The 15,129-nt window shown below is 50.0% G+C and carries 13 protein-coding genes; 10 read left to right on the plus strand and 3 right to left on the minus strand.

What is annotated here, in order from left to right; all coding sequences use genetic code 11:
• Positions 1–6: 6 nt before the first annotated feature.
• From BLS62_RS23880 to BLS62_RS23915, 8 genes are all read left to right on the plus strand, one after another.
• Positions 7–1,479 carry a catalase gene (locus BLS62_RS23880; protein ID WP_093187130.1) on the plus strand — a complete coding sequence of 491 codons (1,473 nt, stop codon included), beginning with the start codon at positions 7–9 and terminating at the stop codon, positions 1,477–1,479.
• Between the two features lie 245 nt (positions 1,480–1,724).
• Positions 1,725–2,810 (plus strand): DUF2336 domain-containing protein, encoded by a 1,086-nt coding sequence (locus tag BLS62_RS23885; RefSeq protein ID WP_093187132.1) that lies wholly within the window; start codon positions 1,725–1,727, stop codon positions 2,808–2,810.
• 154 nt (positions 2,811–2,964) lie between these two features.
• Positions 2,965–3,207 carry a hypothetical protein gene (locus BLS62_RS23890; RefSeq protein ID WP_093187134.1) on the plus strand — a complete coding sequence of 81 codons (243 nt, stop codon included), beginning with the start codon at positions 2,965–2,967 and terminating at the stop codon, positions 3,205–3,207.
• Between the two features lie 245 nt (positions 3,208–3,452).
• On the plus strand, positions 3,453–4,427 hold the full coding sequence (locus BLS62_RS23895; RefSeq protein ID WP_093189516.1) for an ArsR/SmtB family transcription factor: 975 nt from the start codon (positions 3,453–3,455) through the stop codon (positions 4,425–4,427).
• Positions 4,428–4,429: 2 nt separating this feature from the next.
• Positions 4,430–5,350, plus strand: coding sequence for a methylenetetrahydrofolate reductase [NAD(P)H] (gene metF / locus BLS62_RS23900; RefSeq protein ID WP_208991065.1), 921 nt, complete (start codon positions 4,430–4,432; stop codon positions 5,348–5,350).
• A gap of 94 nt (positions 5,351–5,444) precedes the next feature.
• On the plus strand, positions 5,445–9,191 hold the full coding sequence (gene metH, locus BLS62_RS23905) for a methionine synthase (protein WP_093187136.1): 3,747 nt from the start codon (positions 5,445–5,447) through the stop codon (positions 9,189–9,191).
• 181 nt (positions 9,192–9,372) lie between these two features.
• Positions 9,373–9,969, plus strand: a complete 597-nt coding sequence (locus BLS62_RS23910; RefSeq protein ID WP_093187138.1) for an FMN-dependent NADH-azoreductase — start codon at positions 9,373–9,375, stop codon at positions 9,967–9,969.
• Positions 9,970–10,580: 611 nt separating this feature from the next.
• Positions 10,581–11,390 carry an extensin-like domain-containing protein gene (locus BLS62_RS23915; protein WP_208991066.1) on the plus strand — a complete coding sequence of 270 codons (810 nt, stop codon included), beginning with the start codon at positions 10,581–10,583 and terminating at the stop codon, positions 11,388–11,390.
• A 66-nt stretch (positions 11,391–11,456) separates the two neighbouring features.
• On the opposite strand, the gene BLS62_RS23920 is transcribed toward BLS62_RS23915, so the two are convergent.
• Positions 11,457–11,984: a BA14K family protein gene (locus tag BLS62_RS23920; protein WP_208991067.1), complete on the minus strand. Its 528-nt coding sequence runs from the start codon at positions 11,982–11,984 to the stop codon at positions 11,457–11,459.
• Between the two features lie 268 nt (positions 11,985–12,252).
• On the opposite strand from BLS62_RS23920, the gene BLS62_RS23925 reads away from it, so the two are divergent.
• Together BLS62_RS23925 and BLS62_RS23930 are read left to right on the plus strand one after the other, a co-directional pair.
• A complete protein-coding gene (locus BLS62_RS23925; RefSeq protein WP_093187145.1) occupies positions 12,253–12,999 on the plus strand; it encodes a HugZ family pyridoxamine 5'-phosphate oxidase in 747 nt (248 codons plus the stop codon).
• A gap of 85 nt (positions 13,000–13,084) precedes the next feature.
• Positions 13,085–13,741, plus strand: a complete 657-nt coding sequence (locus BLS62_RS23930) for a class I SAM-dependent methyltransferase (protein ID WP_093187147.1) — start codon at positions 13,085–13,087, stop codon at positions 13,739–13,741.
• Positions 13,742–13,748: 7 nt separating this feature from the next.
• On the opposite strand, the gene BLS62_RS23935 is transcribed toward BLS62_RS23930, so the two are convergent.
• Together BLS62_RS23935 and BLS62_RS23940 are read right to left on the minus strand one after the other, a co-directional pair.
• Complete coding sequence (locus tag BLS62_RS23935; protein ID WP_093187149.1) at positions 13,749–14,408, minus strand: glutathione S-transferase; 660 nt, start codon at positions 14,406–14,408, stop codon at positions 13,749–13,751.
• Positions 14,401–15,039, minus strand: coding sequence for a thioesterase family protein (locus BLS62_RS23940; protein ID WP_093187151.1), 639 nt, complete (start codon positions 15,037–15,039; stop codon positions 14,401–14,403). The genes BLS62_RS23935 and BLS62_RS23940 overlap by 8 nt, the downstream gene beginning before the upstream one ends.
• Between the last annotated feature and the right edge of the window lie 90 nt (positions 15,040–15,129).

Genomic DNA, 15,129 nt, shown 5'->3' on the forward strand with positions numbered 1-15,129 from the left:
AGAAAAATGTGCGCTGATAAAACATTGACGACGACAGGTGGTGCTCCGGTTAGCGATAATCAGAACTCCATGTCAGCAGGCCCTCGCGGCCCATTGCTCATGCAAGATTACCAGTTGATGGAAAAACTTGCGCACCAGAACCGTGAAAGAATTCCTGAGCGTACCGTTCACGCTAAGGGGTGGGGTGCGCATGGCACGCTGACCGTGACCAACGATATTTCCAAGTATACTCGTGCTAAGTTATTTTCCGAGGTCGGTAAACAGACGCCTTGCGTGGCTCGGTTCTCAACAGTTGCTGGCGAGCTTGGTGCAGCTGATGCGGAGCGTGATGTTCGTGGGTTCTCCTTCAAGTTTTACAGCGAGGAAGGCAACTGGGACATGGTTGGCAACAACACGCCTGTGTTCTTCGTTCGCGATCCGCTTAAATTCCCAGACTTCATTCACACTCAGAAACGGCATCCTCGAACACATATGCGCTCGCCAACTGCCATGTGGGATTTCTGGTCGCTCTCTCCGGAGAGTCTGCATCAGGTGACAATCCTCATGTCAGACCGCGGCTTGCCGACTGATGTTCGCCACATCAATGGATATGGATCTCACACGTTCTCATTCGTGAACAAGGATGGTGAGCGGTTCTGGGTTAAGTTCCACTTCAAAACAATGCAGGGTCACAAACACTGGACGAACAGTGAAGCTGAGAAGGTTGTTGGGAAGACCCGCGAAAGTACGCAGGAAGACCTTTACGGTTCCATCGAGCGAGGCGAGTTTCCGAAATGGAAGTTTTACGTTCAGGTGATGCCGGAAATGGAAGCGGAGAATACACCGTACAATCCATTCGATTTGACAAAAGTTTGGCCACATAAAGACTACCCACTTATTGAGGTAGGGACTGTGGAGCTAAACCGGAATCCGGAGAACTATTTTGCTGAGATCGAACAGCTAGCTCTTTCACCAAGCAATGTAATCCCTGGGATCAGCTTCTCACCAGACAAAATGCTTCAAGCGCGTATCTTCTCTTATGCAGATGCTCACCGGTACAGATTGGGTACGCATTACGAAGCGTTGCCAGTGAATAGACCTAAGTGCCCAGTGACCAATTATCACAAGGATGGTCCGATGCGGTTTGAGCCGAATAACTCAAATCCGGACGCTTATTATGAGCCAAATTCTTTCCATGGACCGAAAGAGGACAAATCATTTTCAGAGCCTCCTCTCCGGATTTTTGGGGATGGCGACAAGTATGATCACCGGGAAGGTAATGATGATTACAAACAGCCTGGAGATCTCTTCCGCCTGATGAATGAAGCGGAGCAGGGCCGACTCATGGACAATATGGCAGCTGCTATGCAGGGTGTTCCAGAGGAAATCATTAAGAGACAGGCCATGCATTGTTATCGCGCAGACCCGAAATATGGGGAAGGTGTTGCAAAAAGAATGGGGGTTTCAGTAAGTGAAGTAGAGACCCTCGCGACAGCATGAATACAAGCGTCATACATTAGCTGAATAAGCGCCGCCAGTAACTTACTGGTGGCGCTTATGTTTTTATTAAAATTTCAATTACCGGAGAAAAGTTAATCAAACCCTCGGATATTAAGGCTCCAAATAAGATGTGCCATGCATGTTTTTTTGCTGGAATTAACTAAAATTAGATCAAATCGAGTTATTTTTTATTAGGATCTGTTCCATAGATATTTAATTAGTTGCGTATCCCATTGGTGTTTTAAATGTCATCTGACTTGGCTTCTCATATCGTTGACTTCCAGTCTCTTGCTCTTGAGAATAATATTGAGCGACGTTCAGAGCTCGCGCGTCATGTGGCTCTGCTGTTCTCTAGAACATGGGAGCGGTGCTCCGATGATCAGATTGATATTTACGATAATGTTATGCTTCGGCTCTCTGAAGTGGTTGAACGTCAAGCACTCAGTTATATGGCAGATCGCTTGTCTGAAGTGCGGCGTGCCCCGGAACAGACAGTTCGCAGACTTGCATTCGATGAAATTGATGTGGCGGAACCGTTGCTGCGTCGATCCAATGTTTTGAAGGAGCAAGATCTCCTCAGCATTGCGCGTGGTAAGACTGACGATCACCGTCTTGCGATTGCCAAGCGGGAAGTGATTTCCGAGAGTATTAGTGATGTGCTGGTGAACCTTGGTAACACTCAGGTCAAGCAGACTGTTGCGGCCAATGAAGGCGCAGTGCTTGGTCAGCGCAGCGTCAACTCGCTTATGGGTGAGGCGCGCGGTGATGAGGTTCTTCAGCTTGCTCTTGGGCAACGTGCTGATCTTGCTGACGCTCATATTGAAGCGCTTATTAATTTTGCAAGTGAACAGGTTCGCAAGCAGCTGATTAAAGAAGGTGCTGACGATGTTGCTGGTAAGCTGCCAAAGGCGGCTCGTATTGCTGCTGGCAAGCTTTCTAACGAGTTCTGGCTCGGTCGTTATGACTTTGAGACAGGTCGTGGCCGTGTGATGGAACTGGTGCGCCAAGGTAAGCTTAGTGAAAACAGCTTACGCGGTTTTGCCGAGGAAGATCGTTTTGCTGAAGCTGTTGCTGCATTTGCGTTGCTTGCTGGTATTGGTCATTCTGAAGCACAGCACTGGACTGTTCGCAACGATACCGAGCCCTTCCTTGTTGTTTGCCGGGCTTCAGGCTTCGGGATGATGACTGTTCAGGCGCTGTTAAAAATTGGTCCTTGGCGGTACCGGCTGTCTAACTCTCAACGACAAATAGCCTTACGTGCCTATCAAGCGCTGGATCAGCAAGAGGCATATAAACAGTTCGTTACTTGGAAAGAGCAATGGATGGCTTAAAGTCCGTTCCAAATATCCTATGAATTCAAGGGTCGCATTGTCGGCCCTTTTATTTTGTCAATTTAGTCCAAAAGTCGAGTAGTTCTACCGGGGTAACCTTAGGTGAAACTCGTGTTTACTCCTGTCACATCGGATTTGAACCAAAGCAGGGTAGATGCAAATAAGAAAACCCAAACGTGTTTCTCTTGATAGCTCCAAGGCAGACCGGGTTCTGAATTTTCTTATTTCGGTTCTGGCATTGCTTGTTTTTGCGGGCATGGGGCTTCTCTTGCACATCAGCATTGTTGCTGCACAGCCTGAGGCGGTTGAGCGCCCGATTACTGCTGTACCTATGACTGAGACACAAGAACTGGCGATGCAGGGGAGCGCTGGATTCAGGGCTTATAAGAGGGGGTGAGCTCTTCTCGTTAGAGAACACAGCTCCGCCAGTTAATGTTGAATTTTAGTCACTCTAATTTCAAGGAAAACTCAGAAAAACTATTCCTCTTTCAGCGGGAGAAGAGGAACCGTCGCCTTGTTATTCGATTATTTTACGTATAAAGATATCTTTATATCATATTATTCGATCTGCTGACGGCGGGACTGAGCTTGATAACGACTGTAAAACATCAAAGTGGAGGGAAGTTGCCTGTTGAGGATCTGGTGGGCTGTCTTCGTGCCTGTGGGGAAGCAACGCGCATTCGCTTGCTGGCTCTGTTGGTACTCGGGGAGCTGACTGTCAAAGATCTCACGACAATTCTCGGACAGAGCCAACCTCGTATTTCTCGGCACCTGAAACTGCTGTGCGAAGCTGGTGTGATCAAACGGTATCCGGAAGGGGCTTGGGTCTACTATCGCCTGAATGAAAGTGGGCCGGCTGAGCTTGCGCGCCGGATTGTTGCGCAAAGCCGTGATGATGACCCTACACTGACTGCCGATCATGAACGCTTGGCTGGGTTGAGACGTGCGAAAGCGGAGGAGGCGGCGGCTTTTTTTGCGGCGCGTGCCAACAACTGGGATAAGGAGCGTAGTCTCCATGTTCCCGAGATCGCGGTTGAAGAAGCCATGCGTGGGATCGTTGGCTATAAGGCCTTTGATACACTGCTGGATCTTGGAACTGGCACAGGTCGGTTGCTTGAGTTGTTCAATGACCAATACGCAAGAGGCATCGGCATAGATACCAGCCAGAACATGCTTTCGGTTGCGCGAGCTAATCTTGATAAGGCTGGTTTGCAGAAGGCGCAGGTTCGCCAAGGTGATATTTATGCGCTGCCAATCCGTCCTGATACGGCAGACCTGACGGTGGTTCATCAGGTGCTGCATTATCTGGAAGAGCCTTTCCGGGCAATTTCAGAGGCAGCTCGCACATTACGTCCTGGTGGGCGTCTCCTTCTTGTGGACTTTGCTCCACATGAACTCGAGTTTTTGCGAGAGAAGCACGCGCATCGGCGTTTGGGTTTCTCTCAGGAACAGGTTGAGCGCTGGTTTGCGGACGCAGGCCTTGACCTTGTTTCAACGAATGATCTCGCCCCGGGCGCGGGGGAGAAAGACAAATTAACCGTTACCCTTTGGCTCGCTCAGGATCGTCGGGTTGTGACCGACTTGCCTGTAGCTGATCCGACCAAGGAGCTTGCTTAGTTATGAGCGAACACAGTATAGATCGCCGTTTTCGGCTCAATGGAGCCTCTGACATCTCCGTCTCTTTCGAGTTTTTCCCTCCTAAGAGCGAGAAGATGGAGCAATTGCTTTGGTCTGCAGTCAAACGGTTGGAACCACTGGCCCCTTCCTTCGTTTCTGTTACCTATGGCGCTGGTGGGTCTACCCGTGAGCGTACCCACGCAACTGTTTCCCGCATTGTGCAGGAAACGGCCTTGAAACCGGCTGCACACCTGACGTGTGTTGATGCTTCCAAGGAAGAAGTGAATGAAGTCATTCAGGCTTACTGGGATGCTGGCGTTCGCCACATTGTAGGGCTGCGGGGTGATCCGGCTGCTGGTCTTGGTGAGACCTACGCTCCCCATGATGGTGGGTATCAGACCACTGCGGATCTGGTTGCTTCCATCCGCTCGATTGGTGATTTTGAAGTTTCTGTTTCTGCCTACCCTGAAAAACACCCGGAGTCCCCGAGCTGGGATGTTGAGCTGGATGTGCTGAAGGCAAAGGTTGATGCGGGTGCTACACGGGCGATCACGCAATTTTTCTTCGATAATGATCACTACTTCAGATATGTTGATCGGGTTCGTGCCGCTGGCATCACTATTCCGATCATTCCGGGCATCGTGCCTGTTACCAGCTTCAAAGGCATTTCAAGCTTTGCGAAGAAAACCGGTGCATCTGTTCCGGGTTGGTTGGCGCACCGCTTTGACGGATTGGATAACGATCCACGGACACGTGAACTTGTAGCTGCTGCGGTTGCTGCTGAGCAGGTGATGAGCCTTGCTGATGATGGGGTAGAGGACTTCCACTTTTACACCATGAACAAAGCGGACCTCGTTTATGCCATCTGCCACATGCTTGGACTGCGTGAAAAACGGGCATTGACTGAGTCAGTGGCTGCTTAAGCTTCCCAAGCCAAACTGAAATATGAAAATTCAAGGCGAGCTGCGGCCCATACGCAACCCGCTGAATAGATAGTACCAGAGAAGATCAGATCCCATGAGTTTGCAGGACAAAAAAACCGGTCAGGACATTTTTGCAGCCCTAGAAGCGGCGACCAAGGAACGTATTCTTGTGCTTGACGGCGCCATGGGAACTATGATCCAGAATCTTAGGTATAGTGAAGCTCAGTTCCGTGGTGAGCGCTTTAAGAACTGGAACCAGGATCTGCAGGGCAACAATGACCTTTTGATCCTGACACAACCGGATGCCATTCGCGATATTCACCTACAATACCTTCAAGCTGGTGCAGATATCATTGAGACGAACACGTTCTCGTCTACATCCATTGCGCAGGCTGACTATGCAATGGAGAGCGTTGTTTATGAGCTGAACAAAGAGGGTGCCCGCCTTTGTTGTGAAGCTGTAGCGCAGATGAAGGCGATTGATCCTTCCCGTCCACGTTTTGTGGCGGGTGGTCTTGGGCCTACCAACCGGACGGCTTCTATCTCTCCTGATGTGAACAACCCGGGTTTCCGTGCTGTTTCCTTTGATGGTTTGAAGGATTCTTATGCCGAGGCGATCCGTGGTCTGATTGATGGTGGCAGTGATCTCATTTTGGTTGAGACCATTTTTGATACCTTGAACGCGAAAGCGGCCTTGTTCGCGATTGATCAGGTGTTTGAAGAAAAGGGTATCAAACTGCCGGTTATGATTTCCGGCACGATTACGGATTTGTCCGGTCGTACACTTTCCGGTCAGACACCCGAAGCATTCTGGAACTCTGTTCGCCATGCTGACCCGTTCACCATTGGTTTGAACTGTGCGCTGGGCGCAAAGGAAATGCGCGCGCACGTTGACGAGATCTCTCGTGTTGCAAATACGTTTGTGTGTGCTTACCCGAACGCGGGTCTGCCGAACGAGTTTGGCGAATATGATGAGAGCCCGGAATACATGGCCGGTCTCATGAAGGAGTTTGCCGTCTCTGGTCTAGTCAACATGGTTGGCGGGTGTTGTGGTACGACGCCTGCGCACATCAAAGCGCTTTCAGATGCCATGGTCGGTTTGAAGCCGCGGAGCGTGCCAGAAATTCCGCGCCTGATGCGTCTTTCTGGACTGGAGCCATTCACGTTCACCAAGGAAGTGAACTTCGTGAACGTGGGTGAGCGTACCAACGTGACGGGCTCTGCGCGGTTCCGCAAGCTGATCAAAAACGATGACTACAATGCTGCGCTGGATGTTGCCCGTTCTCAGGTGGAAAATGGCGCGCAGATCATCGACATTAATATGGATGAGGGGCTTCTTGAAAGTGAAGAAGCCATGGTCACGTTCCTCAACCTGATCGCCGCTGAACCGGATATCGCGAGAGTTCCAATCATGATCGACAGTTCTAAATGGACTGTGATTGAAGCTGGAATGAAATGTGTGCAGGGTAAGGCTGTGGTGAACTCCATCTCTTTGAAAGAAGGAGAGGAGAACTTCATTGCGCAGGCCAAGCTTATCCGCCGCTATGGTGCCGCTGTTGTGGTGATGGCGTTTGATGAAACTGGTCAGGCTGATACGTTGCAGCGTAAGACTAGCATCTGTAAGCGCTCCTATGATGTGCTGGTTGATAAAGTTGGCTTCCCGCCTGAAGACATCATTTTTGATCCGAACATCTTTGCTGTTGCGACTGGTATTGAAGAGCACGACAATTACGGTGTGGATTTCCTAAACGCGACCAAATGGATCTCCGAGAACCTGCCATACGCTCATATCTCTGGTGGTGTTTCCAACCTGTCATTTTCGTTCCGCGGAAACGAGCTGGTTCGTGAAGCGATGCATTCCGTGTTCCTGTACCACGCCATTCAGGCAGGCATGGATATGGGCATTGTGAATGCGGGGCAGCTGGCTGTTTATGATAACCTGCCGGTTGAATTGCGCGAGTGTTGTGAAGATGTTGTGCTCAACCGGCGCTCGGACTCCACTGATCGGCTGTTGGATGCAGCAGAGAAGTTTAAAGGCCCGGGCGGTAAGAAGCGTGTCGTTGACCTGACATGGCGTGAAGCGAATGTTGCAAAGCGTCTTGAGCACTCCCTTGTTCACGGGGTCACTGACTTCATCATTGCGGACACTGAAGAAGCGCGCCAGAATTATGATCGCCCTCTCCACGTTATTGAAGGTCCGTTGATGGACGGCATGAACGTGGTTGGTGATCTGTTTGGTGCTGGCAAAATGTTCCTTCCTCAGGTGGTGAAATCTGCCCGCGTGATGAAGGCGGCGGTTTCTCATCTTATGCCTTATCTGGAAGAGGAAAAACGCAGGACTGGGCTTGATGAAAGCTCCTCCAACGGCAAAATCCTGATGGCGACGGTTAAGGGTGATGTGCACGACATTGGCAAGAACATTGTTGGCGTTGTTTTGCAGTGTAACAATTTCGAGGTCATTGACCTTGGGGTGATGGTGCCTACTGCGAAGATCATTGAGGAAGCCCGTAAGCACAACGTGGACATCATTGGTCTCTCTGGTTTGATCACACCTTCGCTTGACGAAATGTGTCATGTGGCTTCCGAGATGGAGCGTGAGGGCTTGGATATTCCACTGCTGATTGGCGGTGCGACCACATCGCGGGTTCATACAGCGGTGAAGATCCACCCGAACTATTCCAAAGGGCAGACAATCTATGTGACGGATGCTGGCCGTGCCGTGGGTGTTGCCTCGCGTTTGATGAGTGAAGGTGGCCGTGAGGTTCTTTATGAGGCGACGCGGGCGGAGTATGTAGAGGTTGCGGAAAAGCACGCCCGGTCCCGGAGCAAAAAGGTTCGTGCACCTATTGCGCAAGCCAGAGCAAATCGCTTCAAGCCGAACTTCGAGGGATACACACCAACAAAGCCGAAATTCATCGGAACCAAGGCCTTCACAGAGGTCTCGTTAGAAAAACTGGTAAAGTACATCGATTGGACACCGTTCTTCTCCACCTGGGAGATCAAAGGAGCTTATCCAGCTGTTCTGACTGATGACCGTTATGGTGTGGCAGCTCAGGCTCTTTTTGATGATGCGCAAGAGCTGTTGAAGGAAATGGTTGAAGGTAAGCTGCTGAAGGCGAACGCTGTTGTTGGGTTCTGGCCGTGTGCGCAGGATGGTGATGATCTGGTGCTTTACACCGATGAGAGCCGCAGTACCGAGCTGAAACGCCTCTACACGTTACGTCAGCAGATGGACCGTTCCTCCTCTGATCGTGGCAACGTGGCGATGGCTGACTTTGTTGCTCCAGTTGAAAGCGGCATCCCCGATTATATCGGTGCGTTTGCTGTGACTGCAGGTATTGGCGAGGATGAGATCGCACGGCGTTATGGCGAGGCTGGCGATGATTATAACAAGATCCTTAGTCAGGCGATTGCAGATCGGCTGGCAGAAGCACTTGCGGAACATATGCACCAGTTGGTGCGGACTGAGTTGTGGGCTTATTCACCGGAGGAAGGGCTGTCTAACGCGGACCTGATTGGGGAAGTGTACGACGGGATTCGTCCTGCGCCGGGTTACCCTTCTCAGCCAGATCACACGGAAAAAGGCACACTCTGGGAGTTGCTTGATGCGGAAGCGCAGACTGGTATTTCCCTGACCGAGAGCTATGCCATGTGGCCGGGGTCTGCTGTGTCTGGTCTCTACTTCTCTCATCCAGATAGCCACTACTTCGGTGTTGGCAAGATTGAGCGGGATCAGGTGGAAGATTATGCAAAGCGCAAGGGTTGGGAACTGGCAAAAGCAGAGCGTTGGCTCGCTCCTATCCTGAACTACAATCCTATGGCTCAGGTCGCGGCTGAATAAGCAGCCTGAAATTATGATTTGATAGAGGGCTGCGTATGGTTACGCGGCCCTTTGTTTTTGGAGACTGTTGCTTGAGCGTGCAAAGACTGTTTCCAATTAGTGGTCTAATCATTCTCCGTGGTTCGACTATGTATGTTCGAGAGAAAACAATAGGGCCTGATAAGGGCATAGGAGACGATCAATGAAACAGTCGATTTTGAAGATTGAAAGTTCTGCAGCAACGTCAACATCTATCACGCGTCAGCTTTCGGCTGAGATTGTCGCGAAGATTTCCAATGAAGGAGATACTGTTGTTGAGCGGGATCTGAATACTCCTTTGACCTTCCTGAGCGAAGGTTGGATTGGTGCTGCATTCACCCCGGAAGATCAGCGTTCCGCTGAGCAGAAAGAGGGTCTGGCCCTTTCAAACGAGCTTATCAGCGAATTGAAAGAGGCAGATGTGATCATCATTGGTGCCCCGGTTTACAATTTCTCTGTTCCAGCGGTGTTAAAGGCGTGGGTAGACCAAATCGCGCGCGTTGGTGTTACCTTCCAGTATACCGAGAACGGCCCTGTGGGCCTTCTACAGAACAAGAAAGCCTATATTGTTGTGGCAAGTGGAGGCATCCTGACGGATTCACCCGTTGATTTCGCTATTCCGTACCTGAAACAGATCATGAAGTTTATCGGCATCACCGATGTGGAAGTTGTTATGGCGGAAGGGACTGCGATTGATCGCGACTCCGCAATTACAAAAGCACAGAACTCAATTTCTGTGATGTCAGCGGTCGCTGCTTAAAGCCGACACTTGTCTTTTGAAGGCTTTGAACCCACCTTGTTACAGCAAGGTGGGTTTTCTTTGTCCCAGTGCGCAGCTCGTTCGCCTGCGCTGTCTTTTAACTTTGGTTTTTATTCATGTCTTAGAGTGGGTGACTAAAGCAGGCCGAACACGACGGCACCTACAAAGGCAAAAGCAAGAGTGATTGCAACTGCGTTAAAGCTTCTTGTGACTGTCATGGTTTCGTCTCCCGATACTCACTAGCTCCGTGAAGCTTATGTGACAGAAGAGAGATTAGGAAGCAAAAATTTGCCACATTCCTTAGTGCTGTTAGAAAATAGTGTGAGACGAATGAAAAAACCTACATGAAAATATTTGTGTAAAGCTGTTGAGTGCTCATGTGCTCTTCTGGCTACAACCAAGGGAAAACTTGTGTTTTCTCTGTCAAATCAAGAAACGATATTTTTGTGTACCCTAGAATACTTTGTTAGTTGTGATATCTCTGAATTTGCAGTGAATTGGGCGTGGATAGTTTTAAACATTCATGACAAATAGGGCCGCGAAATAGAATTATTCAGTAATGATTCAGGAGCGGTGTCGGGCTTGCTGCTGTTCACAGTGGGGATTTTGAGTTGTTTTACGAGATGGGGTACCGGGCAACCGGGCGACTCTTGGCGGGAGTTTGTCTGGCAATCATGTGCGTTTATGCTGCACAGGTGCGAGCTACGCCTGTACCTAAAGTGCGTCCTTATGTGGTTGCTCCGTTTGCTGCCCCAACATTCAAGAGGCCTTTGACGAAGCCGAAAGATGCGCTTTATCTGCTGCCCCCGCAAAAACCGTTGTCTCTGATCCCTTCGTCTTTGGGCAGTGTAAAGGTGCCGGCTCCCACATCTAACGTGGCGATGTGTACGATGGGTGCATGGCAGGTGAAGATGGAAGCCAGTGTTAATGGCTCAGGCGGATGTGGGATTAAAAAACCAGTCTCTCTAAGTGCGATGGTTTCCCAAGGGCGACAAATTGGTTTTACACTTCCGGTACAGATTGAATGCTCCCTTGCGCAGAAGCTGGAACGCTGGATGCGAGATGTTGCTCAACCGGCTGCTCAGCGAGAGTTTGGCCTTTCCATCGTGAAGCTTCGAACTGCTGCGGGCTATGCTTGCCGGGGGCGTAACAACAAGAAGGGCGCAAAGCTTTCGGAGCATGGAAAAGGCAATGCAATTGATGTTGCTGCGTTTCAACTCTCCGATGGCCGGGAAATTACAGTTGAGGATGGGTGGGATGGATCTTCCTCAGAAGTTCGCTTCCTGACCAGCTTGCACAAGGGCGCATGTGAACGGTTCACGACTGTTCTTGGCCCTAATGCTGATCGTTATCATCAAGATCATTTGCACTTTGACCAAGGCTGTCACGGCAAGACCTGCACTTACCGTGTTTGCAAATAGGGACGCCCGTTTGACTGAGAACGGGATTTGTCTCAGTCAAACGGGCGGTTCTTGTGATTTTATAGGTTACTGACAGAAGCGGTTATGACCTGAGTAGGTGCGGTATGTCCCCGTGTTCGGGTTAAAGCTTCTGAATTTGCTTGTGCAGTAAGCGTACCAAGCAGGTGACCACGGTGCTGGTGCTGCAGCTCTTGCCTGATAAACTGGCGCTGGTTGGTAAGCGACCACCGGTGGGCGATATGCTGGTGCTGGCGGGCGATACGCAGGTGGACGGTATGCTGGCACAGGCGGGCGATAAGTGGGGCGTGGCGGTGCAACATACTGTGGCTGTGTTGCCGCGTTGCCGATGATGAGGCCTGCTGCCAGACCGATTACACCGATTGCTGCTGCTTCACCTGCATTGATGCCGCGCTTTTTTCTCTTATGATTCTTACGCTTGTGGCGATGGTTGTTTTCCACGTAGGTGTAATTGTAGCTGTTGTTCTCAACATAAGTGTTTTTATGGCGGGAAGAGCCTGCCTGAGCCACGGAAACAACTGGCAACATCATTGCCCCTGCGAGTGCTACTGAAATTACTGCTGCTGCTTTAGCCATTCTCGTCTCCGTAACCGGTATTTCGTGTTTGTTGAGACTACTTAAACAGATGGGGGCTGAACCAACTTTGAGGGTCTTATTCATCTTCTGTTCATGTAAAATAATGGGCGAATAATTAAGTTATATCAACGTGATAATACTTTTCCTTGTTGTGCAGAAACTTGTTTTGCCCGCAAAATATAAGTTGAATATGAATTTCATATTATTTACGACTGATGGATAGGACGGGAGAATCTCAGCAGATTTCTCCGAGCCAAGAGAGGTTGCTATGGAAAAGAAGATTGATCCCATTCGCGAAACCACAAAGGATGCGCGAGCCCTCGCAAAAAAACTGATCCGCTCCGCACGATTTGCCTCTCTTGCTGTTGTAGAGCCTGAGACTGGATACCCCATTGTCAGCCGTGTGGGGATTGCTGCTGATGTTGCGGGCGCTCCGTTTATGCTGGCATCCAGTCTTTCCAACCATTCGCAATGCCTGGAACAGGACAGCCGCGTTTCTCTTTTGATTGGAGAGCCGGGAAAGGGAGATCCGCTGGCGCATCCACGTTTGACTGTGATTGGCCATCTGGAAAAGCTGAGCAAAGGGGATCCTGACTGTGTTCAGCTGCGGGATCGATATCTCATGCGGCACCCTAAGGCCAAGCTCTACGTAGATTTTGCGGATTTCGATTGGTATCCGCTGCGTGTTGAGCGTGTGAATATGAACGGTGGGTTTGGCAAAGCGTACCTGATGAATGATCAGGATATTCTCTCCTCTCTCCCCGACAAGGCCCATTTTTCAGCTCAGACCCACAAGCTGGTGGAGATGATGAACGCTGAACATTCAACGCATCTCGCTGAGTTTGCGGTTGCTACGTTCAAAACCAATGCCGCGAAATGGACGTTGGTGAGCGCAGATACTGAGGGAGCAGATTTCTTTGATGGAGAAGCTGTTCATCGGCATTTATTTGGCAGTGTGGTGACACAAGAGAGTGTTGAAACGGTTCTCCTCCAAGCCCTTGGTTGTTCCGCTTAAAACTATTACGTAGGGTTTTGCTTGTATATCTGGTCTTGTTATAGGTGAGTGGTCATATTCACCGCAAAATTAGATTGGTGCCAGTATGAACAAAGAAAATTTGGACAGCACAGCAGGTGCAGCGGTTTACACTCCCCGTATGCTGCGCATCTATGATTTTTTGGTGCTGCGTTTTTCAAACACGTTCCTCTGGAAATGTTCTGCTCAGCGAGCCCTGCAATTCTTCAATCGAAATGCGAGCCGCAATCATCTGGATGTTGGGGTTGGGAGTGGGTATTTTCTGGAGCATGGCCGTTTTCATGACCAGACCCGTTTGGTGTTGATGGACCTTAATCCGACTTGCCTTGACTATGCCAGGCAGAGAGCAGTCGTTGACAATGTGACGTGTACGCAAGCGGATGTTTTGGAACCTATCGCGTGGTCTGATGAGTTGTTTGACAGCATCAATCTGGGCTATCTGCTGCATTGTTTGCCGGGTACCATGAAGCAGAAACATCTTGTTTTTGACAACCTTAAGCCGCTTCTCAATGAAGGTGGCGTGCTGTTTGGGTCAACTATTTTGGGGCAGGGCCGAAAGCCAAACTGGGCCGCGAAAAAACTGATGACTTTTTACAATAGCAAAGGCATTTTCTCTAACACGCAAGACAACCTTGATGATTTGCGCGCCGGTCTGGAAACGCAGTTCAGAGATGTCTCAATTGAGGTTGTGGGTGAGGTCGCGCTGTTTACAGGGCGTGTGTAGCTGCCTGTTAAGGGAATACCACGAGGTCATCTTCGGGCGACCATGGCTTCCACTTGGTGCCAAAGACGACTGCAAAGTCTGGTTGCTCAATTCTGTTGGTGAGCCAGGTCTGTACAGCTTTGGGTGCCTGACTGATGAAACGGTCCTTATCCGAGTTGGCAAACTGACGGATAAACGGAAACAGAGCCTGATCAGCTAAGGATGGGCCTCTTCCAAACAGATAGGTTGTTTTCTCCAACCGCTCTGAGAGCTTGGAGAGTTCATTAATGGCGAGCGCGTAATGCTCATCTGGGTCAGCCTCCTCATAGCGCGTGGCGTATTTGTAGCGGTCCAGATTGCGTTTAAACTCCCCATCTATTTCTTCGATGAGATCTAGCATTTCCTCAAGGCTACCTGATTCCGGTTTGAGCCAGTTTTGAGGATCGTTGTGTTGAAGGGCCCAGAGCATGATCTCAAGGCTCTCTTCAATCACCGTCCCGTCATTCAACTGGAGAACTGGAACCGTGCCTTTGGGGGAAATCTCCAACATGTGTGCGGGCTTGTTGCGCAGAACAATCTCCCGCAAGGCAACACTTATACCGCTGGCCACCAACCCCAATCTGGCGCGTATCGCATAAGGGCAACGGCGGAAGGAATAGAGGATTGGAAGGAGCGCTTGTTCAGCCATGTTTTCTGGTTTCTGCAGTTGAGAGATCGTTTTCAGCCGCTGGTATTTCTAAAGTGTCTACTGGGGCTATGCCAGCAGATTTGCGCTCATAGGCCTGGATTGCCTTCTCTTCTTTTAAAAAGGCTTCAATATGTGGTTGGAGCATCGGCGCTCTGTAGGGCGTATCGGTTTCGCTCAACACTGTGGCGGTTGGCACAAAGGCTTTTTGGGCGCGGTCGTACATGCTGATGCGCACCAACCCAGTTGCGGCGACGATATCCTTCTTTGGACCTTTCGTGAATATGAAGCGTTGTTCCATGACCGATGCTTCTTCCGTCCAATAGACGATTTTGCTCTCAAGTCGGAATGGTTCCCAAAATGGCAGCTCACGGCGAAAACGAACAGTTGCGTGGTTTGCAAGTGGGGTCCATTTGTTGCGGAAAATCGCTTTGCCGAGCTTGGTGCGGCTCATATGGTCTACGCGGCCATAATCCATCATCGCCAGATAGCGACTGTTGGTCAGGTGTAAGTTCATATCAATATCACCCGGCAAGACACGCAGACGCACAACTGACTTGCTGAGCATATCCGTGAGTTTTTGCTGGAATGGTAACTTCAAAAAATAGAGTATAAGTCTAAACCAGAGCTGCATAATTTCTCCAAGTGAAAGCTTGTGCAGCTTTCATAAATTTTTAAAGAGGTTTGCCCGATTACCCGTTACTCGAATAGCTTGATCTATGAG

Source organism: Pseudovibrio sp. Tun.PSC04-5.I4 (assembly GCF_900104145.1).
Taxonomy (GTDB): domain Bacteria; phylum Pseudomonadota; class Alphaproteobacteria; order Rhizobiales; family Stappiaceae; genus Pseudovibrio.